The sequence below is a fragment of the Pseudomonas sp. LPB0260 genome (genome assembly GCF_013388395.1).
Genome location: NZ_CP058247.1, coordinates 926,347 through 952,373, shown reverse-complemented (window position 1 = coordinate 952,373; position 26,027 = coordinate 926,347). Strand labels below are relative to the sequence as shown.

Sequence of the window (26,027 nt, the reverse complement as noted above, 5' to 3'; positions counted from 1 at the left end):
AAACGACGCGGTGGCGCCCCTCATCCCCAGGGCGGGGATGAGGGGCTGGGAGTGTTACTTGAGCAGCCACTCGTTGAACTTCTCGCCGAGGGATTCGCCGTAGTCGGCCCAGAACTCCGAACCGGCCTGGATGCCGACATCTAGGTGAGCGGTCGGCAGGTGCGGGGCGGCGGCCGGGTCCATCATCGGCGCGGAGGACTTGCGGGTCGGGCCGTAGGCCACGTCCGACATGCCGGCCAGCGGCTTGGACTGGGTCGCGTAGGCGATGAACTTGAAGGCCAGGTCCTTCTTCGGCGAGCCCTTGAGCACCGCCCAGGCGTCGAGGTCATAGACGTGGCCATCCCAGACGATCTCGAAGGGCTTGCCTTCCTGGCGGATGGCGTCATAGAAGCGCCCGTTGGCCGACTGCACCAGGACCGCGCCGCCGTCGTTGAGCAGTTGCGGGGCCTGCGACCAGGAGTCGAACCAGACGATGTCGTTCTTGATGGTGGCCAGCTTGTCGAGGGCGCGCTGCTGGCCTTCCGGGGTGGCCAGCACCTCGTAGACCTCTTCAGGCGCTACGCCATCGGCCAGCAGGGCCCATTCCATGTTGACCTGCGGGCGCTTGCGCATGGCGCGCTTGCCGGGAATCTTCTTGGTGTCGAAGAAGTCCTCGATGGAGGCGGCGGGGGTGCCGCCGATGGTGTCCTTGTTGTAGGCGAAGACCACCGACCAGACGATGTTGCCGATGGCGCACTCACTGGCCAGGGCTTCCGGGATGAAGTCCTTCTCGGCCGGGGTGCCGTCGGCGCCGGCCGGCAGGATGTCGCGCGGAATGGTTTCCAGCAGGCCTTCGGAGCAGGCGCGCTCGAGGTCGATCACCTCGACGTCGACGACGTCCCACTGGATGTTGCCGGACTCGACCTGGGCCTTCATTTCCGCCACGCCGCCGGAATAGTCCTCGAACAGCACCTTGATCCCGGTGTCCTTCTGGAAGGGGTCGATCATGTGGTTTTTCTGCGCCGCGCCATACGCGCCGCCCCAGGACACCACGGTCAGGCTGTCTTCGGCGCTGGCGGCGAAGGACGCCGTGCCCAACGCCGCAGCCAGGGCGAATGCGGAAAAGCTGGTAGTCAGTGATCTAGCCATTGCTGTGCTCCATTGCCTGTTGTTGTGTTATCACGACGCCGTCGGAACGGCGGGGCGGTCCAGGGCCTGGCTGTCCTGTGGCAGCCAGGCCAGGGCGACCTCGTCCTTGGCGCTGAGTTGCGGGGCTGAACTGTCGTTCAGGTTCTTTACCACCAGCTCGGTGCCGTCGGCGGTCTCGAAGTGGTAGCGGATGTATTCGCCGACGTAGTGGCGGGTGACGAAGCGCGCCTTGACCTGATTGCCGGCGCTGCCGAGGCGGTCGGTGAAGGTGAGCTTCTCCGGGCGCACCGACACCATGGTCGGCAGGCCGACTTCGGTGCAGTTGGCCTTCAGGGTGCTGACCTGGGCGCCGTCTTCCAGGCGCACGCTGACGGTCTCGTCGCCGACCGCTTCGATGGTGCCCTTGAGCTTGTTGCTCTCGCCGATGAAGTCGGCCACGAACAGGTTGGCCGGGCGCTCGTAGAGCACGTCGGGGGCGGCGCACTGTTGAACGATGCCGTTATTGAACACGGCGATGCGGTCGCTCATGGTCAGGGCTTCGGTCTGGTCGTGGGTGACGTAGATCACCGTGAAGCCGAGTTGCTCGTGCAGGCGCTTGATCTCGAACTGCATCTGCTCGCGCAGTTTCTTGTCCAGGGCGCCGAGGGGTTCGTCCATCAGCACGATGTCCGGGGCGAAGATCAGCGCCCGGGCCAGGGCCACGCGCTGGCGCTGGCCGCCGGACAACTGGCCGGGGTAGCGCCCGCCGAAGTCCTGCAGTTCGACCAGGGCCAGGTATTCGTCGACCTTGGCGCGGATCTCCTCCTTGGGCCGTTTGCGGATCTTCAGCGGGTAGGCGAGGTTTTCGCGCAGGGTCATGTGCGGGAACAGTGCGTACTGCTGGAACACCATGCCGATGTTGCGCTGATAGGGTGCGATGCTGGTGACCGAGCGGCCGTTGATGAGGATCTCGCCGCTGGTCACGTCTTCGAAGCCGGCGAGCATCATCAGGCAGGTGGTCTTGCCCGAGCCGGAGGGGCCAAGCAGGGTGATGAACTCGCCCTTGGCCACGTCCAGGTTGAAGTCTTTGACCACCAGGGTCTTGTGGTCGTAGGTCTTCTTAACATTGGTGAATTGCAGGAACGCTTTTTGCCCAGCCTGATCCGCCATATCCCTCCCCAGCCTCCGATCAAAACAGGCACCCGGCTCGTGGCCTTCGCCTGACTGCTTGAGTCGACCTTTACGTTCGTAAGTGTTACGAACGGCCGTTATATCCATAACCAAAAGCAATAAGCAGGCCAGCCAAAGAGCACAATTGGTGGCAGCGCTACCGCTGCAGCTAAGCGTAGTTCAGCTTCTGTTTTGTGCGAGGGGGATGTGCAATGCGGTAACAGGGCGCGCTCGGTTGGGCATCGGACGACACGCGAAAGGAGAAGGGCGGCGCGGTTGCCGAGCGAAATTCGGCAGCGTAAGTGAATGTCGAAGGGCAGGCTGCGCCGGCCGGAATCGTCCGCGAATGCGGACGATTCCGGCCGGGCGGACGATCAGCTGTTGGGCAGCAGGCGGCAGGTCAGGCTCTTGATGTAGCGGGTCTCGGCGATGGCCGGGTGCACCGGGTGGTCCGGGCCCTGGGCGCCGCGTTCGAGCAGCTGGATGTTGCGGTCCAGGTGGCGGGCGCTGGTCAGCAGGATGTTCTGCAGGTCGTCCTCGGGCAGGTGCATGGAGCAGGAGGCGCTGACCAGGATGCCGTCCTTGCCGAGCAGGCGCATGGCCTGTTCGTTGAGGCGGCGGTAGGCCGCCTCGCCGTTCTTCAGGTCCTTCTTGCGTTTGATAAAGGCGGGCGGGTCGGCGATCACCACGTCGAAGCGCTCCTCGGCGGCCTTGAGCTCCTTGAGGGCGGCGAACACGTCGCCTTCCACGCAGGTGACCCGTTCGGCTAGGCCGTTGAGCGTGGCGTTGCGCTCGACGCCATCGAGGGCGAAGCCGGAGGAGTCCACGCAGAACACTTCGCTGGCGCCGAAGGCGGCGGCCTGCACGCCCCAGCCGCCGATGTAGCTGAACAGGTCGAGCACACGCTTGCCCTGGACGTAGGGCGCCAGGCGCGCGCGGTTCATGCGGTGGTCGTAGAACCAGCCGGTCTTCTGCCCTTCGATCACCGGCGCCTCGAACTTGACCCCGTTCTCCTCCAGGGCGACCCACTCCGGGACCACGCCGAAGGCTGTCTCGACGTAGCGCTCCAGGCCTTCGGCGTCGCGTGCCGCGGAGTCGTTCTTGAGCAGGATGCCGCTGGGCTTGCACACCTGGATCAGGGCGGCGAGCACCTCGTCCTTGTGCTGCTCCATGGTCGCCGAGGCCAGCTGCACCACCAGAATGTCGAAGAAGCGGTCGACCACCAGGCCGGGCAGCAGGTCGGAGTCGCCGTAGACCAGGCGGTAGCAGGGTTGCTCGAACAGGCGCTCGCGCAACGACAGGCAGACGTTCAGGCGGTGCACCAGCAAGGACTTGTCCAGCGGGTGCTTGAGGTCGCGCGACAGCAGGCGCGCGCAGATCAGGTTGTTCGGGCTCAAGGCGACGATGCCCAGGGGCTTGCCGCCGGCGGCTTCGAGTACGGCCTGGGCGCCAGGGGCGAAGCCGTGCAGCGGGGTGGCGGCGACGTCGATCTCGTTGCTGTACACCCACAGGTGGCCGGCGCGCAGGCGTCGGTCGGCGTTGGCTTTCAGGCGCAGGCTGGGCAGGGACATGGGGCGCTCTCCGGAAAAAAGAGCGGGATTATAACCCAGGCGGCAGGTGCAACGCTGCTTGCCGGGGACGGCTGCACAGCGCCCGCGACAATCGCTAGACTGTGCCCTTCCTCACACTCCAGTAGTTGCCCAGCATGGCCCACGAACTCAGCGCAGAACAGATCCAGAAGGCCCTGCAGGGCATCAGCGTGCCGCCGCAGCCGCAAATCATGGTCGATCTGCAGATGGAGCAGGTCATGCCCCACCCGGATCTGCGTGTCATCGCCCGGCTGATCAGTCAGGACCCGGGCCTGTCCGGCGCGCTGCTCAAGCTGGTCAATTCGCCGTTCTTCGGCCTGGCCAATCGCATCGCCTCGATCCAGCAGGCGGTCAACCTGCTTGGCTGCGACTCGGTGATCAACCTGATCAATGCCCAGTCGATCAAGGGCGAGCTGACCGACGAGGCGATCGTCACCCTCAACCGCTTCTGGGACACCGCCCAGGATGTGGCCATGACCTGCCTGACCCTGGCCAAGCGCATCGGCTACCAGGCGCCCGACGAGGCCTATACCCTGGGGCTGTTTCACAACTGCGGCATCCCGTTGATGGTCAAGCGCTTCCCCGACTACATGACGGTGCTGGAGGAGGCCTACTACAGCGCCGGCGGCGAGCGCCGCGTGGTGGATACCGAGAACCGCCTGCTCAACACCAACCATGCGGTGGTCGGCTACTTCACCGCCAAGTCCTGGAACCTGCCGCTGCACCTGTGCGAGGCGATCGCCAGTCACCACAACGCCCTGTCGATCTTCAGCGATGACTCCGGTCGCGATGCCCAGCTCAAGACCCTGCTGGCGATCCTGAAGATGGCCGAGCATATCTGCCAGACCCACCAAGTCCTCGGCAACCAGGCCGAGGACCACGAGTGGCAGAGCATCGAGCAGCTGGTGCTGGAGTATGTCGGCCTGTCCGAGTACGACTTCGAGAACCTGCGCGAGAGCATCCGCGAGCTGGGTACCGTCTGACGCCCCGGCTGGGGCGGCACTGGGCCGCCCTGTTAAGCTGAACCTGCGTATTTCCTGTCATTGTTCCGATCGATAGCCCATGCCCGAATTGCCAGAAGTCGAAACCACCCGCCGCGGCATCGCACCCTACCTCGAGGGCCAGCGGGTCAGTCGGGTCATCGTGCGCGAGCGGCGCTTGCGCTGGCCGATTCCGGAGGACCTGGATGTGCGCCTGTCCGGCCAGCGCATCGAGTGCGTCGAGCGCCGCGCCAAGTACCTGCTGATCAAGGCCGAGAGCGGCAGCCTGATCAGCCACCTGGGCATGTCCGGCAGCCTGCGCCTGGTCGAGTGTGGCCTGCCGGCGGCCAAGCACGAGCATGTGGACATCGAGCTGGAGTCCGGGCTGGCGCTGCGCTACACCGACCCGCGACGTTTCGGTGCACTGCTCTGGAGCAGCGACCCGCTGCAGCACGAACTGCTCAGCAAGCTCGGCCCCGAGCCGCTGACGGAACTGTTCGACGGCGAGCGCCTGTTTCAGCAGTCCCGTGGTCGGGCCATGGCAGTCAAGCCGTTCATCATGGACAACGCGGTGGTGGTCGGGGTCGGCAATATCTACGCGACCGAGGCGCTGTTCGCCGCGGGCATCGACCCGCGGCGCGAGGCCGGCTCGATCTCGCGGGCGCGTTACCTGAAGCTGGCGGAGGCGATCAAGCGCATCCTCGCCCATGCCATCGAACGTGGTGGCACCACCCTGCGGGACTTCGTCGGCGGCGATGGCCAGCCGGGCTACTTCCAGCAGGAACTGTTCGTCTACGGCCGTGGGGGCGAGTTCTGCAAGCAGTGCGGCAGCACCCTGCGCGAGGTCAAGCTGGGCCAGCGCGCCAGCGTCTACTGCCCGCGCTGCCAGCGTTGAGTCCTGGTGGTCAGCCAAGAAGTGGCAGGGGGCGCACCTTGGCCGCCTAGTCCGCATACGCCTTTCATGGCGATTGACGGCCATCACGCTGACAATTGCCGGCGCGCTGTTATAGTTACCCTCACTGCCTCCTAATAGCTGAAGGATCGCCCCATGAATCTGTTTCGCTCGACCGCTGTTGTCCTGGCGCTGACCACTGGCCTGCTGGCGCTGCCGGCACAGGCGGAAGTGATGCAGCAGAACACCAGTGGTGACCCTGTGTATACCGTGGAGGCCCCTAGGGCGTTCTCCATGATCGGCGACCTGCTGATCGCCCGTCCGCTTTTGATCGGTGCCACCGCGATCGGTGCGGTCGCCTTCGTCGTCAGCCTGCCGTTCACCGCAGCGGGCGGCAATATCGGCGAAGCCGGCAAGGCCCTGGTGGTCGAGCCGGGCAAGGCCGCCTTCGTGCGCTGCCTTGGCTGTACGTCCACGGGCTACAAGCGCGACTGACCCCAGGCTCGAACAAGAAAGCCGGCAGAGATGCCGGCTTTTTTATGCCTTGAGAACCGGGAAGCGGGTGCTACTTGGCTAGGACAGCCGCGGTGCCGATGCCGCGCGGGTCGCTGGCCGCCTCGACCCGCTGGCCCGGTTTGTCCCAGAGCAGGACCTGCTGGTTGCCGTACTGGCGATTCACGCTCTTGAGCACATGGCCGCGGGCCTTGAGCGCAGCGACCTGCTCAGGGCTGAAGGTGTCGGGCTCGTGCTCGATCTGGTCCGGCAGGTACTGATGGTGATAGCGGGCGACGCTGGGCCAGCGCGCGACAGGCTGGCCGTCGAGGTACTCGAGTATGGCCAGCAGCACCATGCTGGGGATGCGGCTGCCACCGGGCGTACCGAAGCTGGCAAAAGCCTGCGGGCTCTCGATGAAGGTCGGGCTCATGCTCGACAGCGGTCGCTTGCCGGCGGCGATGGCGTTGGCCTGGCTGCCGGCCAGGCCATAGGCATTGGCGCCGCGTACGTCGGCGGCGAAGTCGTCCATCTCGTCGTTGAGCAGCACCCCGGTGCCCGGCACGGTGAAGGCGGCGCCGAACGGCAGGTTGATCGACAGGGTGGCGGCCACCGCGTTGCCGTCGGCGTCCAGCACCGAGAAGTGGGTGGTGTGGTTGCCTTCATGCCAGTCGCCGGCCGGCGGCAGGCTGGCGCTGGGCGTGGCGCGCAGGGGGTCGATGCTCGCCGTCAGCCGCTCCAGGTAGGGGGCGGCGAGCAGCCGCTGCGTCGGATTGGCGACGAAGTCCGGATCGCCCAGCAGGCCGCGGTCGCGATAGGCGCGGCGCAGGGCTTCGACGACGAAGTGCACGCGCTGATCAGGCTCGGCCTCGCGCCAGGGCACGCGCTGCAGCATCAGCAGGCTCTGGCCCAGGGCCAGTCCGCCGGCCGAGGGAGGCGGCGCGCTGATCAGCTCGCGACCCTCGGCGAGCGCCACGCGCAGGGGCTGGCGTTCCACCACGCGATAGTCATCGAGATCCTGCTGTGACCAGATACCGCCGGCCGCCCGCACACCGGCGACCAGGCGCTCGGCCGTTTCCCCCGCGTAGAACCCGTTGCGGCCGTCCCGGGCCAGGCGTTCCAGGGTGCGCGCCAGTTCGGGCTGGCGCAGCAGGCCCAGTTCCTCGGGAATTTCCCCCTTGTCGAGGAAGATGCGTGCGCTTTCCGGGTCGTCGCGCAGGGCCGCCAGGCGCCAGGCGGCGCGCTCGCGGTAGACCCGGTCGATCCCCACGCCGTCGCGCGCCAGGCGAATGGCCGGTGCCAGCGAATCGCGCAGCGGCAGTCGACCGAAACGCTGCGCCAGTTCGACCAGCGCCGCCGGCAGGCCGGGAATCGCGGCGGCCAAGGGGCCGTTCAGCGACAGCGCCGGCTGGACTTCGCCATCGCGGCGGTAGAGGTCGGCGTGGGCGGCCAGTGGCGCCCGTTCGCGGGCATCGAGGAAGCGGTAGTTCGGCTGCTCACCGGCCTCGCGCAGCAGGAAGAAGCCGCCGCCGCCGAGGCCTGAGCTGTAGGGCTCGACCACCGCCAGGGCGGCGCTGATGGCGACCGCCGCATCGAAGGCGTTGCCGCCCAGGGCCAGGGTTTCCTGGCCGGCGACCGTGGCGGCGGGGTGGGCGCTGGCGATAGCCGCGCGGCCGGGTTGCTCGGCCGCCTGCGCGCAGAGGGCGAGCAGCAGGAGCAGGCTGCTGGTGAGCGCTCGCCAACCGAAGGTGGTGCCGTTCGCGCGCCTCACCGCTCAGGCCTTGCCGGTGATGATCAGGTACTTTTCCATCAGCTCATCCTTGCTTTCGACATGGTTCTCGTCGAGGGGGATGCAGTCCACCGGGCAGACCTGCTGGCACTGCGGCTCGTCATAGTGACCGACGCATTCGGTGCACAGGTTGGGGTCGATCACGTAGATCTCCTCGCCCTGGGAGATCGCGCCGTTCGGGCATTCGGGCTCGCAGACGTCGCAGTTGATGCAGTCGTCGGTGATGATCAGGGACATTGAATAAGCGCTCCAGCCGAGGCCCGCGGCCGCGACACTGTCAGACAACGATGGGCGAATTGTGCCGGATTGTCGGGGCAGGCGCCATGTGTCGAGGGGGCTGGCCGACGACACATCGGCACAGCAGGGTCAGCGCTTGAAGCGCTGGGCCAGCGCATCGGCGACTGCCGGGTGGACGAACTTGGAGATGTCGCCACCCAGGGCGGCGATCTCCCGCACCAGGGTCGAGGAAATGTAGGAATACTTCTCCGACGGTGTGAGGAACAGGCTCTCCACATCCGGCGCCAGTTGGCGGTTCATGTTGGCCAGCTGGAATTCGTACTCGAAGTCGGACACCGCGCGCAGGCCGCGCAGAAAGGCGTTGGCGCCCTGTTCGCCGGCGAAGTTCGCCAGCAGGCCGGAGAAACCCATGACTTCGACATTGGGCAGGTGCTTGGTGACTTCGCGGGCCAGTTCCACGCGCTGGTCCAGGGGAAACAGCGGGTTCTTCTTCGGGCTGGCCGCCACGGCGATGATCACGCTGTCGAACAACCGCGACGCACGCTCGACCAGGTCACCATGGCCCTTGGTGATGGGGTCGAAGGTGCCTGGGTATAACACTCGATTCATCGTGACATCCTGGCGCGATCCGTTCGGGACTCGGATGGTAGCGCAGCGCTGCGTGACGGCCAAGTCACGCCGGCCCGGCGCCAGGCCGCGGGCGCAGGCCGGCCGGCGGGGCCCGGTGCCATCAGGTGACCTGCAGGCGTTCGGCCAGCCGGGTCGCCAGCTTGGCCGTGAGGGCGTAGATCGACAGCTGCGGGTTGGCGCCGATGCTGGTTGGGAACAGCGAGCCGTCGTGGATCGACAGGTTGGCCAGCTGGTGGTGCCGGCCGAGGCTGTCGGTGACCGCCTGGCGCGGGTCTTCGCCCATGGCGCAGCCGCCCATCACATGGGCGCTGCTCAGGCGGGTGCGGTACAGCTCCAGGGGCAGCGCGTCGATCAGCTGGCGTGCCTGCTGCAGCGTGCTCACGTAGCCGGCGTCGGCGTGCAACGGCAGCACGGTCTTGGCGCCGGCGGCGAACTGGATCTCGGCCATGCTGTGGAAGGCGCGGCGCACGCCGTCCCAGCTGTAGGCGGTCATCCGGTAGTCGAGCACCGGGCTGCCGTCGCCACGCAGCTCCACCCGGCCCTCGGCGCTGTCCGGGTGAAAACCGTCGCGCAGCAGGGCGAGCATCACATTGGTATGGGGCAGCTGTTCCATGCGCAGGGCGTTGTCGACACCTAAGCGGCCGAGCAGGGTGGCGGCCAGCGCCGGGTGCAGGGGCGGCACTTCCAGCTTGTAGGACAGGCGACCAGTGGGGCCGTCCTGCCATTGGAAGTGGTCGGAGTAGATCGACTGCGGGGCGCCGTAGAAGGGGTTGATCACCTGCTCGAACTGGGCGGCGGAGAAGTTGACCAGGTGCAGGAAGGTGCGCCTGCCGGTGCGCTCGTACGGGTCCGGGGCGCCCGAGCGCAGGAGCAGGCCGGGCGTGTTGATGCCGCCGCCGGCGAGGATGTAGTGCCTGGCCTTGACCCGAATCGTGCGGCCTGTGGGGCTCACGCCGCGTTCGTCGAGCGCCAGGCACTCGATGCCGCTGACCCGCTCGTTGTCGATCAGCAGTCGTTCGGCGCGGGCCAGGTAGAGCAGCTCGCCGCCCTTGTCCAGGGTCGCCGGGATGGTGGTGACCAGCATCGACTGTTTGGCGTTGGTCGGGCAGCCCATTCCGCAGTAGCCCAGATTCCAGCAGCCGCGCACGTTGCGCGGAATCACCTGCCAGCCGTAGCCGAGCTTGTCGCAGCCGTCACGGATCACCTGGTTGTTGGCGTTCGGCGGCACGGCCCAGGGGGCGACGCCGAGGTGCTGCTCCATGCGCTCGAACCAGGGCGCCATGTCCGCCACGCCATGGCCTTTGACGCCGTGCTCCCGGGCCCAGTGCCGCAGGGTCTGCTCCGGGGTACGAAAGCTCGAGGTCCAGTTGACCAGGGTGGTGCCGCCGACGGCGCGCCCCTGGAGGATGGTGATGGCGCCATCCTTGCTCATCCGGCCGATGCCCTCCTGGTAGAGGCTGGCGTAGGCCTCGGCCTCCTGCAGCTTAAAGTCGGTGCTGGTCTTCAGCGGCCCCTCCTCGATCAGCAGCACCTTGAAGCCAGCGGCGCTGAGAATCTCCGCGCTGGTGCCGCCACCGGCACCGCTGCCGACGATGGCGACGTCGGCTTCCAGGATCAGGTCCCGTTCTAGGCGCGAGCCGTCATGGGTTTTCCAGCCGCGGGCCAGGCCTTCGGCGAACAGATCGGGTACGGGCATCTAGGCAACTCTCGAGCGGATTCATTGGGCGCAAGGCGGTTTGCTGGGGCTGGGTCAGACCCTCGGCGGCCCTGGGTAGCCGCAGTGGGCCCAGGATTGGGCGCGGCTGTACCAGGCCATCATCACCAGTTGCAGCAGGGAGGCATGGCCCATTCTCAATAGGTCCAGCGAGCTGTTCTGCCAGCGCTCGAGGAAGCGCTGCATCTGTGTGCTCGAGGCGCCTTCCCAGCTGCCCCACACCCCGGTCAGCGGACCACGGGTGAGCGGCAGGGCGAGCACATCGAACAGCTGCAGGGTGAGCTTGAGCATTGCCGGTGACAGGTGCGCGAGGCTGTAGTCCAGGTTTTCCAGGGTACCGGCGAGCGCCTGGTCCATCTCGGCGGCCGGCACCGCGCCTGCCAGCATCACCGGGATCAGGGCCTGCAGAAAGGGCAGGTCGGTTTCGCGGATCACCACGAAGCCCGCGTGCGGCGTGCTGGTCGAGCAGCCGCTGAGCGTGGCGGTGAGTCCGGCGCCGGCCAGCAGGGTCGAGCCGAACAGCCCGATCTTCAGCAGGTTGCGGCGTGACAGCTGCGGTGCGGCGACTGGGGTGGCGGTCATGGTTGGGTTCACCCGCTGCTTTCGGTGGCGCGCTCAGCGCACGAAGAGTTTGTAGACCAGCTTCTGAAGCGTCTTGCCATAGGGCGGGTAGATCAATCGGGCGGCGTTGAAGCGCTGCTTGCTCAGCACCCCCTTGGCCTTGCTGAAGGTCAGGAAACCCTCGTGGCCGTGGTAGTGGCCCATGCCCGACGGACCGATGCCGCCAAACGGCAGGTCGTCCTGGGCGACGTGCAGCAGGGTGTCGTTGAGGCACACGCCGCCCGAATGGGTCTCGTGCAGCACCCGTTGCTGCTCGCCCTTGTCGTAGCCGAAGTAGTACAGGGCCAGTGGGCGGGGGCGCTGGTTGATGTAGGCGAAGGCGTCGTCGATGTGCTCGTACGGAACGATCGGCAGTAGCGGGCCGAAGATCTCGTCCTGCATCACCTGCATCTCGTCGTTGACGTCCAGCAGCAGGCAGTGGGGCATGCGCCGGCCCTGGGCCTCGGCGAACAGCGGGACGACCGTGGCGCCCTTGCTCCGCGCGTCCTCCAGGTAGCCGTCGAGGCGCTGCTGCTGGCGCTCGTTGATGATCGCGGTGTAGTCGGGATTGTCCGCCAGCTGCGGATAGAAGCCCTGCACCGCGGCGCGGTAGGCTTCGACGAAGCCCTCGACGCGCTCCCTGGGCACCAGCACGTAGTCCGGCGCCACGCAGGTCTGCCCGGCGTTCAGGGTCTTGCCGAAGGCGATGCGCTCGGCGGCGTCGCGCAACGGCACCTCGGCGGAGACGATGGCCGGCGACTTGCCGCCCAGTTCCAGGGTCACCGGGGTCAGGTTGTCGGCGGCGGCGCGCATCACATGTCGGCCTACGCTGGTGGCGCCGGTGAACAGCAGGTGATCGAACGGCAGCCGGGAGAAGGCCATGCCGACCTCCGCCTCGCCCAGCGCCACGCTGACCAGGTCCTCGGGAAAGACCTGCGCCAGCAGCTCCTTGACCAGCTGCGAGGTCGCCGGAGTCGATTCGCTCATCTTGATCATCACCCGGTTGCCGGCGGCCAGGGCACCGACCAGCGGGCCCATGGCGAGAAACAGCGGGTAGTTCCAGGGCACGATGATGCCGACCACGCCCAGCGGCTGGTAGATCACCTTGGCCGAGGCCGGCATGAACTGCAGGCCCACGCGGCGCCGCGAGGGCTTCATCCACTTCTTCAGGCGCTTGGTCGCGTAGTGGATGCCATGCAGGCTGGGCATCAGCTCGGCAAGCAGGGTTTCATCGGCCGAGCGATTGCCGAAGTCCGCGGAAATCGCCTGCACCAGGGCGTCCTGCTGGGCGAGCAGGGCCTCGCGCAGGCCTTTCAGCCACTGGATGCGTTGCTCGGCGGAGGGCATCGGATTGGCCGCGAAGGCCTGGCGCTGGCGGGCGAAGCTGGCTTGCAGGGCGCCGATCTGCTGCTGGCTCGACTGCAGGCTTTGTTCCAGATAGGCGATGTCGGCGACCATGGTGCGGCTCCTCGGCGATCCAGCCGTTCAGTCACCGACCCGGGGCGAGTGGGTGCTTTGCTGGATTTTTAGAGCAATTGCTCTAAAGTGTCAACTGGCCGGTGGTTGCGGCGGGTGTATGAGGCTCAAGCGACCGGACGGGTGGGTGTCGGGGCTGCGCCGGGTTACCCCCGTGCAGCGGCACCTGTACCCTTGGCGGATCGTTTGTATCCAAGTCGAGTTGTTTATGGCGTCTGCCCCGAAGACCCGCGAGCGCATCCTGCAAGCCAGCCTGGCGCTGTTCAACGCCCAGGGCGAGCGTAGCGTCACCACCAACCACATCGCCGCCCACCTGGAAATCTCGCCAGGCAACCTCTACTACCACTTCCGCAACAAGCAGGCGATCATCGCCGAGCTGTTCGGCCAATACGAGCAGCAGGTGGATGCCTTCCTGCGCCTGCCGGAAGGCCGAACGCTGACCCTGGCCGACAAGCCCCTCTACCTGGAGGCGTTGCTGGCGGCCATGTGGCAGTTCCGTTTCCTCCATCGCGACCTCGAGCACCTGCTCGACTGCGACGTCGAACTGGCCGCGCGCTACCGGGCCTTCGCCCAGCGCTGCCTGCACAGTGCCCAGGGGATCTACCAGGGATTCGTCGAGGCCGGCATCCTGTCGATGCGCCCCGCGCAGATCGAGGCCCTGGCACTCAATGCCTGGATCATCATGACCTCCTGGGTGCGCTTTCTCAGCACCGCCGGCGGCCATGTCGATGGCCTCAGCGAAGAGATGCTGCGCCGCGGCATCTACCAGGTGCTGGCGCTGGAGGACGGCTTCATCGAGCCCTCGGCCCGGCCTGCCGTCGAGGAGTTGCAGGGCAAGCTGTTCGTCCCCTTGGTACAGATGTTCTAATAGCCGGCGTTATATATGCAGTGGTTGCGCATTGAGTTGGTGCCGCGCACGCGTTCCCAGGATTAAGAGCGCGTGAGTCGCTAAGGCGCTGGAGTCGTACCCGGGATCAAGGTCGGTAATGAATGGCCGATACGCGTGTTTCGGCATTCTGGATACTAGGGGGCTGTCATTGGGGGCAGTCAGGTGGCTATTTGATGGCTTGGTGCTAGCATTCGCTGCTCGAAATTGTAATCAAACGAATAATTACCTGTAGGTGCCGGTAGCGGCGCCTCGAGCGATCTATGTCCTTCTCTGTCGGCTATGGAAGCGGCCTCAGCTTTGTTTTCGCATCAGCTTGCGTGGCCCTGCGCGTCTGGTGTCTGCGGGTTTCGTTTGCCTGCGGGCTGATGGTGCTAGGCGCCTCCTTGGGCCTTGGCCTGTCCGAGGCCTTGGCCGGTGCGCCGGAAAAGCCGAGCAGTCCGCAGAGCGTGGCGTTCTGGTACGCCGACAACCCGCCGCTGGCAGAGCTCAGCCAGTTCGACTGGAGTGTGCTCGAGCCGGGGCACGCCGACCGCAAAGCCGTGGCCTTCCTGCGTGCTCAGGGAAGCCAGCCGTTCGCCTACCTGTCCATAGGGGAGTTCGATGGCGACCAAGCTGCGCTCGAAATGGGTCGGCTCGACGACGCCGCCAGCGCCGTGCGCAATCAGGCCTGGAACAGTCAGGTCATGCGCCTCAGCTCGCCGGTTTGGCGGGAGCACCTGCTGCGCCGCGCGGGCGAACTGCGCGAGCAGGGCTACAGCGGCCTGTTTCTCGATACCCTGGACAGTTTTCAGCTGCTGCCCGAGGCCGAGTGGGCGGCCGAGCGAACTGCACTCCGGGATTTTCTCGCCGAGTTGAAGCGCAAGGAGCCCGGGCTGCAGTTGTTCTTCAACCGGGGCTTCGAGGTCCTGCCGGAGTTGCCGGGGGTCGCGGCGGCGGTGGCCGTCGAGTCCATTCATTCGGGCTGGGATGCGGCCAACCGCAGCTACCGTCCGGTGCCCCAGGGCGACAGGGACTGGCTGGAAGGCCATCTGGCGCCGCTGCGTGCCCAGGGTGTGCCACTGGTGGCCATTGACTACCTGCCACCCGAGCGTCGCGCGGACGCGCGCAAGCTGGCCAAGCGCCTGCAGGAAGAGGGCTTCGTGCCCTTCGTCACGGTGCCCGAGCTGGACTACCTGGGCATCAGCAGCATCGAGGTGCAACCGCGGCGCATCGCCCTGATTTTCGACCCGCGAGAAGGGCCCTTCAATGAAGGGGCCGGCCATCGGTACCTGGGTGGCCTGCTCGAGTACCTCGGCTTTCGCGTGGATTATCTGCCCGCCGACCAGTTGCCCGCCCGCCCGGCCAGCGACCTGTATGCCGGGGTGGTCCTCTGGATGACCAGCGGTCCGCCGGCGAATTCGGTGGCATTCAATCGCTGGCTGGCGGCACGCCTGGATGAGCAGGTTCCCCTGGCGGTATTCGCCGGGCTGCCCATCGACAACGACAGCCTGCTCAAGCGCATGGGCTTGCGTCGCGTGGCGCAGCCCCTGCGGGGTAAGGCCAGCCTGGTAGGCTACGACGCCGAGTACCTGGGGCATTTCGAGGCGCCGCTGCGCCTGCGTACGCGCGGGCTGCCGGCGCTGACCGTAGTCGAGCCGGCGGCAGAGGCATTGCTGACCCTTGCCGATAGCCAGCAGCACGAGTACGCCCCGGTGGTGGTGGGCTCCTGGGGCGGCTTGGCGCTGTCGCCCTACCTGCTCGAGGAGGGTGCCGATTCGGACTACCAGCGCTGGATTCTCGACCCCTTCGCCTTCCTCCAGCGCGCCCTGCGCCTGCCGGTATTTCCGCGCCCGGATGCCACCACCGAAAATGGCCGACGCATCGCCACCGTGCACATCGACGGCGACGGCTTCGTCTCGCGGGCAGAGGTGGTTGGGACGCCCTACGCGGGCAAGCAGGTACTGAACGACTTCATCAGACCCTACCCGTACCTGGCCTCCGTGTCGGTGATCGAGGGCGAGGTCGGGCCCAGGGGCATGTACCCGCACCTGGCCCGTGAACTGGAGCCTATCGCCCGCGAGATATTCGCCGAGCCCAAGGTGGAGGTGGCCACCCACACCTACAGCCACCCGTTCTTCTGGCAGCCCGAGCGGGCCCAGCAGCGCGAGGGTTTCAAGGCCGAGTACGGCCTCAATATGGCCATCCCCGGTTACGACAAGATCGACTTCCATCGGGAGATCGCCGGGTCCGCGGCCTATATCAACGCGCGCCTGACCACGCCGGACAAGCCGGTGAAGATGGTCTTCTGGTCGGGTGGTGCCATGCCGGACGAGGCGACCATCAAGCTGGCCTATGACAGCGGCCTGACCAACGTCAACGGCGGCAATACCATCCTGACCAAGGCCTATCCCTCGGTGACGGGCCTCTATCCCTTGATCCGGCCGACCTCGGGCGGGCTGCAGTACTACGCGCCGGTGATCAACGAGAACCTCTACACCAACCTCTGGCAGGGTCCCTATTATGGCTTTCGTGATGTCATCGAGACCTTCGAGCTGACCGACAGCCCGCGGCGCCTGCGCGGCCTGCACCTGTATTACCACTTCTATGCCGGCACCAAGCAGGCGTCGATCCGGGTGATGCACCAGATCTATCGTTTCATGGATCAGCAGCAACCCTTGTCGCTGTGGATGAGCGACTACATCACCCGTATGCATGGCCTGTACCAGGCCAGCCTGGCACGCGCCAGCGACGGCAGCTGGCAGGTGCGTGGCCTCGACGGCCTGCGTACCCTGCGCCTGGACCCGGACCAGGGCTGGCCCGACCTGCTGCGCTCCAGCGGCGTGGCGGGGGTCCGCGACCTGCCCCAGGGTCGCTACCTGCACCTGAGCGCCGATCGGGTTCGCCTGGTCCTGCGCGACAGTCGCGATCCGCACCCGGCCCTGGAGGAGGCGAACACGCCGCTGACGGCCTGGCGCTACGCCAGCGACGGGCGGGTGCGCTTCTCCTTCGCCGGCCAGATTCCCCTGGATTTCACGGTGCGTGCCCAGGGCAGCTGCAGCGTCGAGCTCGACGGCAAGACATTCCCGGGCAGCCGTCAGCAGCAACTCTGGCGCTTCAAGCTGCCAATGACGCGGGTGCAGGATGCGCAACTCGTCTGCCGCTAAGCCCACCCGCCTGCTCAGTCCCTGGGCCCTGCTGCTGCTGGCCCTGGTGGTGGGCGGGCTGTTGTACCTGACCCACAGGAGCGAAGAGGTGTTCCTGCCGGCGGGCAAGCAGCCCGACGCCGTGTGGGTCAGCTACGCCGAGTTGCTGCTAGAAGCGCGTCCGGAGAATGACGAGCTGCGCCTGACCTTGATCGAGCAGCTGATCAAGCTGGGCGATTACCCGCGGGCGCGCCGCCACCTGCGCGAGCTGCAGCTGGATGAAACCGACCGCTTGCGCTTCTACCGGGTCGAACTGGACGTGCTCCAGGCCCTGGCCAGCCGCAAGGGTATCGAGCGGCCCAGGCGCGTGGCCCTGGTCGAGCGTCTGAGCGGGCTCAGCCGTGACGGGCTGTCCACCGAGGTGTTGCTCCGCCATGCCCGCTACGCCCTGTCGCTGTCGGCGCCGGGGCTGGCCGCGGACATCTACGTGGAACTGGCCGGGCGTGAGCCGGAGAAGTCCGCCGAGTGGCTCGGGGAGGCGGCCAGGTGGTATCTGGCGAGCGGTCAGCAGACGCGGGCCGCCGGCCTCTATCTCCAGCTGCTGGAGCAGGCCGCAACTGCGCAGCAACGTGCGCAGTGGCTCGCGCAGGCCTTCGCGGCCCTGCGTGCGGGCGACCGCGGCGAAGCCGCCGTGGAAATGCTGGCGCGCCACTTCGCCGAGTTGCGCGATGGTGATCCGCGGCTACTGGCCGAGGCTGTCGAAACCGCCATCGGCAGTCGACGCCTGGACCTCGCCACGCAGTTTATCCGCACCTGGCGCGCCTGGCGCCCCGATGACCCGCAGGCCATGGCGCTCGACTTTCGCGTACGCCTGGCCGAGGGCGACTTGCAGGAAGCCTGGCGGGTCGGCCAGGCGCTGGTCGAGGCCCGTGCAGACGATCCAGAACTGCTCAGGCAGATGGCCCAGCTGGGCGAATGGGTCGGCGAGACGCAAGCCGCGCTCGGTTACTGGATACGCCTGCTGCAGCTGCGCGAAGATGACGAGACCCGCGAGCACGCCTGGCGCCTGGCGACCCAGCTGTTCGATTTCGAGCGGGCGATTCCGCTTCTGGAAGGGCTCAGCGAGCGACGCCGCCTGAACGACGTCGAACTGGATGCGCTGATCTACAGCCAGCGTTCGCTCGGCACGCCGGAAGCGCTCGAGCGCTGGCTGCGCGGCTACCTGCGGCATCATCCCGAGCACCGCAAGGCCTGGGATGGGCTGCGGCTGCTGCTCGAGCACAATCAGCAGTTCGCCGCCGAGACCCGGGTCTGGGCGGACATGGACAAGCGTTTCAGGCTAACCGTCGCCGAGCGCCTGGCCTGGGCCGAGGCCCATTGGCGCCTGTTCGATCCGGCGGCCGCCTGGCAGGTCCTCGACGCCATCGATGCCGATACCATCGACGATGAGGACTACTGGCGCATGCGCGCCGCGCTGGCCTGGGATCTGGAACAGGATGACGATGCGCAGCGGGCCTACGAGCGTCTGCTGGCCCTGCAGGTGACCCTGGGCAATGGCGATGAGCAGCAGCTGATCAGCCTCTACCGCGAGTCGGCGCCGGACCAGGCCCTGGCATTGCTGGTCAAGAGCTGGCAGCGCACACGGGATAGCGCCACCCTGACCGACGCCCTGCAGCTGGCCGAGCAGCTGGCCGCCTGGGTGCAGCTGCAAGCCCTGGTCGACGAAGCCATGGCGCTGCCGGGCGGCAGCCGGGTGCCAGCCCTGTGGCAGGCCCGCGCCCTGCTGGCGGAACGCGGCGGCCGCCAGGAGGAGGCCGAGCGCCTGTACCGCCAGGGCTTGAGCCTGTTCCCCCAGCAGACCGTGTTCCGCGAACGCCTGCTCTGGCTGTATATCGATCAGGGCCGGCGCGACGAGCTTTCGACCCTGCTCCAGCAGTGGCGCAGCCTGGCGCGCGAGGACAGCGTGCTGTGGTTGCCGTTCGCCAGTGCCAACCTGCTGCTCAACCGTACCGAGCAGGCCCTGGCCTGGTACCGCCTGTACCTGCGCAGCAAGCCTGGCGACTGGCTGGTACAGGCGGCCTATGCCGATGCCCTGGACAGCGGCGGCTACGCCGACGCCGCGCAGCGCCTGCGCCGCCATCTGTTGAACCGGGTCGCCGAACCCCAGCTCGCCGGCGCCATCGAGCGCTACCGCGTGTACCTGCGCCTGGTCAGCAGCGCCCAATCCGGGCGCCGCGCCCTGCAGCAGGCCTGGCAGTGGCAGGACGGCTCGCAAACCATGCTGCAGCTGTGGTTCGAGCAGCTCCTGGCGCGACTCGACGGCACCCGGCAGGAGGCCATGAAGGACGAGTGGCTGGCCTGGGCCCGCAGCCAAGGCCTGGAAATCGGCCGCTACGAGCTGTTCCAGGAAGCCATGCGTGCTCAGGATCGTGACGCGCTGGAGCGGCTGCTGGCCGGCGGCGGGCTGGATCAGGCCCAGCGGGTCGAGGCGCTCACCCGCCTGGGCCGGGGCGGCGAGGCGCTGGGCGAGGGCTTGGCCGGCCTGTCCGACGAGCAGCCCGGCAGCATCCGTGGACAACTGCTGCGCCAGACCGTCGAGCTGCATCAACGCACGCCGCAGGGCGTGCAGCTGAGCTGGCAGCACCGGGATTTCGGTGGCTTCGACCTGGGCGGGCCGGGTGCCAGGATTGCTCGCCATCTGGGTAACGACTGGTATGCCGACCTGCGCCTCGGTCAGGGCAGCTACGATGCGCCGACGCTGGATGAGCGGGTGCTGGGGGAGGAGCGCAACCTGCAGCTGCTGCTGCAGCGCGAACTCAGTGACGGCGCCCTCGAGCTGAGCGTCGATGGTAGCTGGCGGGACGATCAGGATCGCCTGGGCTTCGGCCTGGCGCGGCGGCTGCAGTTGTCGTCACGCGATGAGCTGGAGGTCAGCCTGGGCTGGCATCGCGAGGCCGACGAAAGTGGCCTGATGCGTGCCTTGGGCATGCGCGATGGGCTCGGCGTCGCCGGTCGCCACAGTTTCGGTGCGCGGGACCAGCTGAGCTGGTCGCTGGCTCACCAGCGCTACAGCACCCGTCAGGGCGACGCCCTGGGCAGCGGGCAGCAGTTCAACCTGGAAGCCACTCACGCGCTGTTCTTCGAGGGGCCGACCTGGTTGCTGCGCAGCGGTATCAGCTATCAGCAGAACAGCCTGGAAAGCGCCCTGCCGGATGATCTGCTGGCGCTGCGCGAGGTCGACGGGACGAGGGCGACGCCGGGCGATCTGCTGCAGGAGCGTTTCGGCCAGCTGTATCTGGGCAGCACCTGGCGGCGCGGCTTCCCCGGCACGCTCAACCGCGAGCGGGCACAGTACACCTGGCTGGTCGATGTCCTGGCCGGCTGGCAGTGGACCGAGCAGGAGTTCGGCTACGCCCTCAACACCGGGGTCGGCCTGGAGTTGTTCGGCGACGACGAATTGGCCTTCACCTTCGGCTACCAGTCCGCACCGCGCAGCGGTGGCGGCGAGCCGGGTGGAACCATGGGTATCAGCTACAGTGCCCGTTTCGGGCGCTGAGCACGGATTCAACAGGAGGATCGAATCATGCAATCCCTACGCAATCTGGCCCTGGTGGCCATTGCTCTGCTGGTCGCGGGCTGTTCCAGCTTTACCCGTGAGAGCGGCCCCGCCTTCCCGCAAGGTGCTCAGTGGGGGCTGTTGCCGCTGGTCAACTTTTCCCAGGCGCCCCAGGCCGGCGAGCGGGCCGAGCAGATCCTGCTCAGCGTGCTGGCCGAGCAGGGGCTGCGGCCGCGTCTGTATCCGGCACTGCCCCAGGCCGACATGACCCTGCTGGACGACCGCGAGCGCCTCACCCAGGCGCTGGCCTGGGCGCGTCAGCAGGGCCTGGACTACGTGGTCAGCGGCAGCGTCGAGGAATGGCAGTACAAGAGCGGGCTAGACGGTGAGCCCGCCGTCGGCATCAGCCTGCAGGTGATCGAGCCCGCCAGCGGCCGGGTGCTCTGGAGCAACAGCGGCGCGCGTGCCGGCTGGTCGCGGGAGAGCCTGGCGGGGACCGCGCAGAAGGTGCTGCGCGAGCTGGTCGGCGACCTGCAGTTCGACTGATGGCGATGGAATCGGCCCACAAGGACTTCACCCTGGCACCACGGGCCAGCAGCCGTGTGTCCTGGCTGGAAACGCTGCTGCTCAGCGCGCTGGCCATCGGCCTGGGCTTCTGGCTGTCGCCGGAAGACCCGCTGATGGTCGAGGCGGCCTTCCCCTGGGTGATCATGGCGCCGTTGTTGCTGGGCATGCGCTACGGCTTCATGAACGGCCTGGCCAGCGCCGCCATGCTGGTGCTGGCGCTGTTCCTCTGCCGCGCCTACGGCGAGGCGCTGTACCAGGACATGCCGGCCTCGTTCATCGTCGGCGTGCTGATCAGCGGCATGCTGGTCGGCGAGTTTCGCGACATCTGGGAGCGCCGCCTGGAGCGCCTGGACCTGGCCAACGACTACCGCCAGCTGCGCCTGGATGAGTTCACCCGGGCGCACTACATCCTGCGCATATCCCACGACCGACTGGAGCAGCGTGTGGCCGGCACCGACCAGAGCCTGCGCAGCTCGCTGCTGGGGTTGCGCAGCCAGTTGCGCGCGCTGCCGCGCGGCGATGATGCGCTGGTCGCCCTGGCCGGTTCGATCCTCAGTCTGCTGGCGATGTACGGCTCCTTCCGCGTCGCCGGGCTCTACCGCGTCAGTGCCCAGGGGCGGATCGACGCCGAAGCCTTGAGCAGCATCGGCGAGGTCTCGGCACTGCGCCATGACGACCTGCTGGTGCGCCTGTGCCTCAAGCGCGGGGAGCTGGTCAGCGTGCGCGAGGCCCTGCTGGAGCGCGGCGAGCATCGCCAGCACTCGTTGTACCAGGCGTGCATCCCCCTGGTGGACACCGAAGGACGCGTGCTGGCGATCCTCGCCGTGGAGCAGATGCCCTTCTTCGCCTTCAACGAGCGCACCCTGAGCCTGCTGATGATTCTCGCCGGGCATATCGCCGACCTGCTGCTCAGCGACCCGCTGGCCCTGCAATTGCCGGACAGCGACGCCCAGGCGTTCAGCCAGAACCTCAAGCGTTCGCTGATCGATGCCGAGCAGCACTCGCTGGAGGCCTACCTGTATGCGTTCGAGCTCGAGCCTGCGGCCCACCACGATGAGCTGCTGCGGCTGATCGAGGGCAGCCAGCGCGGTCTCGACCTGCAGCTCAAATTGACCAACCAGCGGGGCAATACCTGTGTGCTGGTGCTGCTGCCGCTGACTTCGGCCGAGGGCGCCGAGGGCTACCTGCTGCGCCTGAACAGCCTATTGCGCGAGCGTTTCGGCCTCGACCAGGGGCTCGGCAGCCTGGGCGTGACCACCCATGCCTATGACCTGGACGCCCGCAACGAGCGCCAGGCCCTGCGCCATTTCCTCTTCAACGAGTGCGCCTTCAGTGACCAGCAAGTGGCTATTTAGCGGCGCCTTCCTGTTCGAGCTGAGCAGCTGGGCGAGCCTGTCCGCGCAGCTGCCGGTCGGCCAGGCGGCCCTGCTGTATGCGGCGGCCCATGCCCTGGGCAGCCTGCTGCTCAGCGCCGGAATCTGGCTGTTGCTGCCGCGCCGCTACAAGTTCCCCTTGCCCTGGAGCCCGCTGTTCATCTTCGCCCTGGCGTTCTTCGTGCCGCTGCTCGGCGCCATCGGCGTGATCCTCGCGGTGTTTCCGGCGTTGTACCTGCCGCGCAAGCAGCAGGAGCAAGCGTGGGATGCGATGGCGGTGCCGGATCTGCCGTTTCGCCCGCAGGATCAGCGCGGCGACCTGATGTTCAGCGATGGCGGCCTGCAGGACGTGGTGCGGCACGCCCCCAGCACCGAGAAGCGCCTGAATGCGCTGTTCGCCACCCGGCGCATGGACGGGCGCGACTCCATTCCGATCCTCAAGCTGGCCCTGCGCGATCCGGCCGATGACGTACGCCTGCTGGCCTACTCGATGCTCGACCAGCAGGAGAGCCGGATCAACCAGCGCATCGAGGCGGCGCTCGGCGAGCTGGCCGCGGCGGCCGAGGAGCAGCGGCCGGCGCTGCACGCCACCCTGGCGCGCTGGTACTGGGAGCTGGCCTACCTGGGCCTGGCCCAGGGCAGCGTCCTGGAGCACGTGCTCAATCAGGCCCGCGAGCATGTCGAACAGTCCCTGGTTGGCGCCAATAGTGGCGAGTCGCACCTGCTTGCCGGGCGTATCGCCCTGCAGCAGGGCTTGCTGGATCAGGCCGAGGCGCACTTCCAGCAGGCCGAGGCGGCCGGCATCGACGCGCAGAAGCTGGTGCCGTTCCGCGCCGAGATCGCCTTCCTGCAGCGCCGCTATGGCGATATTCCCGCGCTGCTGGCGACCCTGCCGGCGCAGCTGCTGCAGCGTCCGCCCTTCGCGGAGCTGGCGAGATACTGGCTATGAAGAAAACCGCCGAGCCCTTGCCGACCGCCGATATCTGCCTGCTGCTCGAGGGCACCTGGCCCTACGTGCGCGGTGGCGTCTCGAGCTGGGTCAACCAGCTGATCCTCGGCCTGCCCGAGCTGACCTTCTCGGTATTCTTCATCGGCGGTCAGCGCGAGGCCTATGGCAAGCGCCAATATGCGATTCCCGCCAACGTCCTGCATATCGAGGAGCATTTTCTCGAGAGCGCCTGGCAGCCTGGAGCGGCCGTTTCCGCGGCGGGCCGAGAGGGGCCGCGAGCGGTGCTGCGCGACCTGCATCAGTTCCTTCACCATCCCGATGCGCCTACCGCGGAGCAAGGTCAGGCGATGCTCGAGATGCTCGCCAGCGGCACCCTGAGTCTGGACGACGTGCTGCACAGCAAGGCCAGCTGGGAGGCCATCACCGAGGGCTACACCCGGCATTGCAGCGATCCGTCCTTCGTCAACTATTTCTGGACCCTGCGCACCATGCAGGCGCCGCTGCTGATGCTCGCCGAGGCGGCGCGGCGACTGCCGCGGGCGCGAGTGCTGCATTCGATCTCAACCGGTTACGCCGGGCTGCTGGGCGCCATTCTCCAGCACCGCTGGCAGTGCAATTACCTGCTCAGCGAGCATGGGATCTATACCAAGGAGCGCAAGATCGACCTGGCCCAGGCCAGCTGGATCTCGGAAAACCCGGACCAGGCCCTGAGCACCGGACTGGATGCCGAGGTCAGCTACATCCGCCGCCTGTGGATCCGCTTCTTCGAGCGCATCGGCCTGCTCGCCTACCGCTCGGCCGAGCCGATCATCGCGCTGTACGATGGCAACCGGCAGCGGCAGATCGCCGATGGCGCCGCCGAGGCGCGCACCCGGGTGATTCCCAACGGCATCGCCATGGGCGGCTGGGCCAACGCCATGGCGCAGCGGCCGGAGGGCATACCGCCGGTGGTGGGACTGATCGGCCGGGTGGTGCCGATCAAGGACCTGAAGACCTTCATCCGGGCGATGCGCTCGGTGGTCAGCGCCATGCCCGAGGCCGAAGGCTGGGTGGTCGGGCCCGAGGAAGAGGACCCGGACTACGCCCATGAGTGCCATAGCCTGGTGACCAGCCTCGGCCTGGAAGGCAAGGTGAAGTTCCTCGGCTTCCAGAAGATCCAGGAGATCATGCCCAAGCTCGGTGTGATGGTGCTGACCTCGATCAGCGAGGCCCAGCCCCTGGTGATTCTCGAGGCCTGGGCGGCCGGCACGCCGGTGGTCAGCACCGACGTCGGCTCCTGCCGCGAGCTGATCGAGGGCGCCGGCGAGGAGGATCGCGCCCTCGGCAGTGCCGGCGAGGTGGTGGCCATCGCCGACCCGCAGGCGACGGCGCGGGCGATTCTCGACCTGCTGGGCAACCCCCAGCGCTGGCGGGAAGCCCAGGCCGTCGGTCTGACCCGGGTCAACCGCTACTACACCGAGGAGCTTATGCTCGACCGCTATCGCAGCCTCTATCAACAGGCCATGGAGACCGTCTGAAATGGCCGGAATCGGTTTCGAACTGCGCAAGATCCTCGCCCGTGACTCCTACTCGGCCACCCTGCGCGCCTACGTCTACGCCGGCCTGATCAGCTCCGGGCCCTGGGTGCTGTCGATCATCAGCGTGATGCTGATCGGCGTGCTGAGCCTGGGCGTGGTGGTGCCGGAAATCCTCATCCGCCAGTTCCTAGTGACGGTCACCTACCTGATGGCCGGCTCGCTGATCTTCACCGGCGGCGCCCAGCTGTTCTTCACCCGCTTCATCTCCGACCGGCTGTTCGAGAAGCGCAGCGACCTGATCCTGCCCAACCTGGTCGGCATCCTCCTGCTGGTGACCCTGTCGTCGGGGGCGCTGGCGGTGCTCATCCTGGCGCTGCTGTTCGACCAGCCGCTGCTCTACCGCCTGCTGGTGCTGGCCAATTTCGTGGTGTTGTGCAACCTGTGGCTGGTGATCATCTTCCTGTCCGGGATGAAGGCCTATAACCGCATCCTGCTGGTGATGCTGGCGGGTTATTCGCTGATGGTGGTCTGCGCGTTGCTGTTGCGTTTCATGAAGATGGACGGTTTGCTGCTGGCGCTGCTGATCGGCCACGCCAGCCTGCTGTTCATGTTCCTGTTCGACATCCTGCGCGAGTACCCGGCGCCGCGCCTGGTGGCGTTCGACTTCCTCGACCGGCGCCAGGTGTTCGTCAGCCTGGTGGTGACCGGCCTGTGCTACAACCTGGGCATCTGGATCGACAAGTTCTTCTTCTGGTTCAACCCGCACACCTCGGACGCGGTGATCGGCCCGCTGCGTGCGTCGATCCTCTACGACCTGCCGATCTTCCTCGCCTACCTGGCGATCATTCCCGGCATGGCGGTGTTCCTGGTGCGCATCGAAACCGACTTCGCCGAGTGGTACGAGCGGGTCTATGCGGCGATCCGCGGTGGCGAAACCCTGCAGCACATCGGCCAGCTGAAGGAGCAGATGATCCTGGCGATCCGCCAGGGCCTGCTGGAGATCTGCAAGGTCCAGGGGCTGACCGTGGTCCTGCTGTTCCTGCTCGGGCCGCAGTTGCTGGAGTGGCTGGGGATCTCCTCCTACTACCTGCCGCTGTTCTACGTCGACCTGATCGGCGTCAGCGTCCAGGTGGTGTTCATGGCCCTGCTCAACGTGTTCTTCTACCTCGACAAGCGCGTCATCGTCATGCAGCTGTGCCTGCTGTTCGTGGTGCTCAACGGCGCGCTGACCGCCCTCAGCCAGTACCTGGGGCCGAGCTTCTTCGGCTATGGCTTTACCCTGTCCCTGCTGGCCTGCGTGCTGCTCGGCCTGGCGCGCCTGACCCGCTCCCTCGACGATCTCGAATACGAGACCTTTATGCTTAGTCGCTAGTCGGCG

General features: G+C 67.1%; 20 protein-coding genes. 11 read left to right on the top strand and 9 right to left on the bottom strand.

Annotated features, from left to right (window positions below; translation table 11 throughout):
• Positions 1–54 precede the first annotated feature (54 nt).
• From LPB260_RS04070 to LPB260_RS04060, 3 genes are all read right to left on the bottom strand, one after another.
• Positions 55–1,128: an ABC transporter substrate-binding protein gene (locus tag LPB260_RS04070; RefSeq protein WP_208707360.1), complete on the bottom strand. Its 1,074-nt coding sequence runs from the start codon at positions 1,126–1,128 to the stop codon at positions 55–57.
• Between the two features lie 30 nt (positions 1,129–1,158).
• Positions 1,159–2,277, bottom strand: coding sequence for an ABC transporter ATP-binding protein (locus LPB260_RS04065; RefSeq protein ID WP_208707359.1), 1,119 nt, complete (start codon positions 2,275–2,277; stop codon positions 1,159–1,161).
• Positions 2,278–2,651: 374 nt separating this feature from the next.
• Positions 2,652–3,848 (bottom strand): class I SAM-dependent rRNA methyltransferase, encoded by a 1,197-nt coding sequence (locus LPB260_RS04060; RefSeq protein WP_208707358.1) that lies wholly within the window; start codon positions 3,846–3,848, stop codon positions 2,652–2,654.
• A gap of 188 nt (positions 3,849–4,036) precedes the next feature.
• Between LPB260_RS04060 and LPB260_RS04055 the strand changes: the two genes are divergently transcribed.
• The 3 genes from LPB260_RS04055 (at position 4,037) to LPB260_RS04045 (ending at position 6,233) form a co-directional block, all read left to right on the top strand.
• Positions 4,037–4,849: an HDOD domain-containing protein gene (locus tag LPB260_RS04055; RefSeq protein WP_208710039.1), complete on the top strand. Its 813-nt coding sequence runs from the start codon at positions 4,037–4,039 to the stop codon at positions 4,847–4,849.
• Between the two features lie 79 nt (positions 4,850–4,928).
• The gene (mutM, locus tag LPB260_RS04050) at positions 4,929–5,741 is read left to right on the top strand and encodes a bifunctional DNA-formamidopyrimidine glycosylase/DNA-(apurinic or apyrimidinic site) lyase (RefSeq protein ID WP_208707357.1); all 813 of its coding nucleotides are present in this window, start codon (positions 4,929–4,931) and stop codon (positions 5,739–5,741) included.
• Positions 5,742–5,894: 153 nt separating this feature from the next.
• Complete coding sequence (locus LPB260_RS04045; RefSeq protein WP_208707356.1) at positions 5,895–6,233, top strand: multidrug transporter; 339 nt, start codon at positions 5,895–5,897, stop codon at positions 6,231–6,233.
• Between the two features lie 70 nt (positions 6,234–6,303).
• On the opposite strand, the gene ggt is transcribed toward LPB260_RS04045, so the two are convergent.
• From ggt to LPB260_RS04015, 6 genes are all read right to left on the bottom strand, one after another.
• Positions 6,304–8,001, bottom strand: coding sequence for a gamma-glutamyltransferase (gene ggt, locus LPB260_RS04040; RefSeq protein WP_208707355.1), 1,698 nt, complete (start codon positions 7,999–8,001; stop codon positions 6,304–6,306).
• Between the two features lie 3 nt (positions 8,002–8,004).
• Positions 8,005–8,256 (bottom strand): YfhL family 4Fe-4S dicluster ferredoxin, encoded by a 252-nt coding sequence (locus LPB260_RS04035; protein WP_025163485.1) that lies wholly within the window; start codon positions 8,254–8,256, stop codon positions 8,005–8,007.
• A 129-nt stretch (positions 8,257–8,385) separates the two neighbouring features.
• The gene (gene coaD / locus LPB260_RS04030; protein WP_208707354.1) at positions 8,386–8,865 is read right to left on the bottom strand and encodes a pantetheine-phosphate adenylyltransferase; all 480 of its coding nucleotides are present in this window, start codon (positions 8,863–8,865) and stop codon (positions 8,386–8,388) included.
• 121 nt (positions 8,866–8,986) lie between these two features.
• On the bottom strand, positions 8,987–10,582 hold the full coding sequence (locus LPB260_RS04025) for a GMC family oxidoreductase (RefSeq protein ID WP_208707353.1): 1,596 nt from the start codon (positions 10,580–10,582) through the stop codon (positions 8,987–8,989).
• A gap of 54 nt (positions 10,583–10,636) precedes the next feature.
• Positions 10,637–11,182 carry a twin-arginine translocation pathway signal protein gene (locus tag LPB260_RS04020; protein ID WP_208707352.1) on the bottom strand — a complete coding sequence of 182 codons (546 nt, stop codon included), beginning with the start codon at positions 11,180–11,182 and terminating at the stop codon, positions 10,637–10,639.
• A 33-nt stretch (positions 11,183–11,215) separates the two neighbouring features.
• Positions 11,216–12,658, bottom strand: coding sequence for a coniferyl aldehyde dehydrogenase (locus tag LPB260_RS04015; protein ID WP_208707351.1), 1,443 nt, complete (start codon positions 12,656–12,658; stop codon positions 11,216–11,218).
• A gap of 226 nt (positions 12,659–12,884) precedes the next feature.
• On the opposite strand from LPB260_RS04015, the gene LPB260_RS04010 reads away from it, so the two are divergent.
• The 8 genes from LPB260_RS04010 (at position 12,885) to pelG (ending at position 26,021) form a co-directional block, all read left to right on the top strand.
• Positions 12,885–13,544, top strand: coding sequence for a TetR/AcrR family transcriptional regulator (locus tag LPB260_RS04010; RefSeq protein WP_208707350.1), 660 nt, complete (start codon positions 12,885–12,887; stop codon positions 13,542–13,544).
• Between the two features lie 386 nt (positions 13,545–13,930).
• Positions 13,931–16,708, top strand: coding sequence for a bifunctional glycoside hydrolase 114/ polysaccharide deacetylase family protein (locus LPB260_RS04005; RefSeq protein WP_208707349.1), 2,778 nt, complete (start codon positions 13,931–13,933; stop codon positions 16,706–16,708).
• Complete coding sequence (locus LPB260_RS04000) at positions 16,686–20,243, top strand: tetratricopeptide repeat protein (RefSeq protein ID WP_208707348.1); 3,558 nt, start codon at positions 16,686–16,688, stop codon at positions 20,241–20,243. The genes LPB260_RS04005 and LPB260_RS04000 overlap by 23 nt, the downstream gene beginning before the upstream one ends.
• A 27-nt stretch (positions 20,244–20,270) precedes the next feature.
• Positions 20,271–20,789 carry a penicillin-binding protein activator LpoB gene (locus LPB260_RS03995; protein ID WP_208707347.1) on the top strand — a complete coding sequence of 173 codons (519 nt, stop codon included), beginning with the start codon at positions 20,271–20,273 and terminating at the stop codon, positions 20,787–20,789.
• Between the two features lie 5 nt (positions 20,790–20,794).
• Entirely contained in the window at positions 20,795–22,165 is a 1,371-nt protein-coding gene (locus LPB260_RS03990) for a PelD GGDEF domain-containing protein (RefSeq protein WP_208710037.1), read from the top strand.
• Positions 22,143–23,132, top strand: coding sequence for a HEAT repeat domain-containing protein (locus LPB260_RS03985; protein WP_208707346.1), 990 nt, complete (start codon positions 22,143–22,145; stop codon positions 23,130–23,132). Before LPB260_RS03990 ends, LPB260_RS03985 begins: the two co-directional genes overlap by 23 nt.
• A complete protein-coding gene (gene pelF / locus LPB260_RS03980; protein WP_208707345.1) occupies positions 23,129–24,649 on the top strand; it encodes a GT4 family glycosyltransferase PelF in 1,521 nt (506 codons plus the stop codon). Before LPB260_RS03985 ends, pelF begins: the two co-directional genes overlap by 4 nt.
• A 1-nt stretch (position 24,650) precedes the next feature.
• On the top strand, positions 24,651–26,021 hold the full coding sequence (gene pelG / locus LPB260_RS03975; protein ID WP_208707344.1) for an exopolysaccharide Pel transporter PelG: 1,371 nt from the start codon (positions 24,651–24,653) through the stop codon (positions 26,019–26,021).
• Positions 26,022–26,027: the final 6 nt, after the last annotated feature.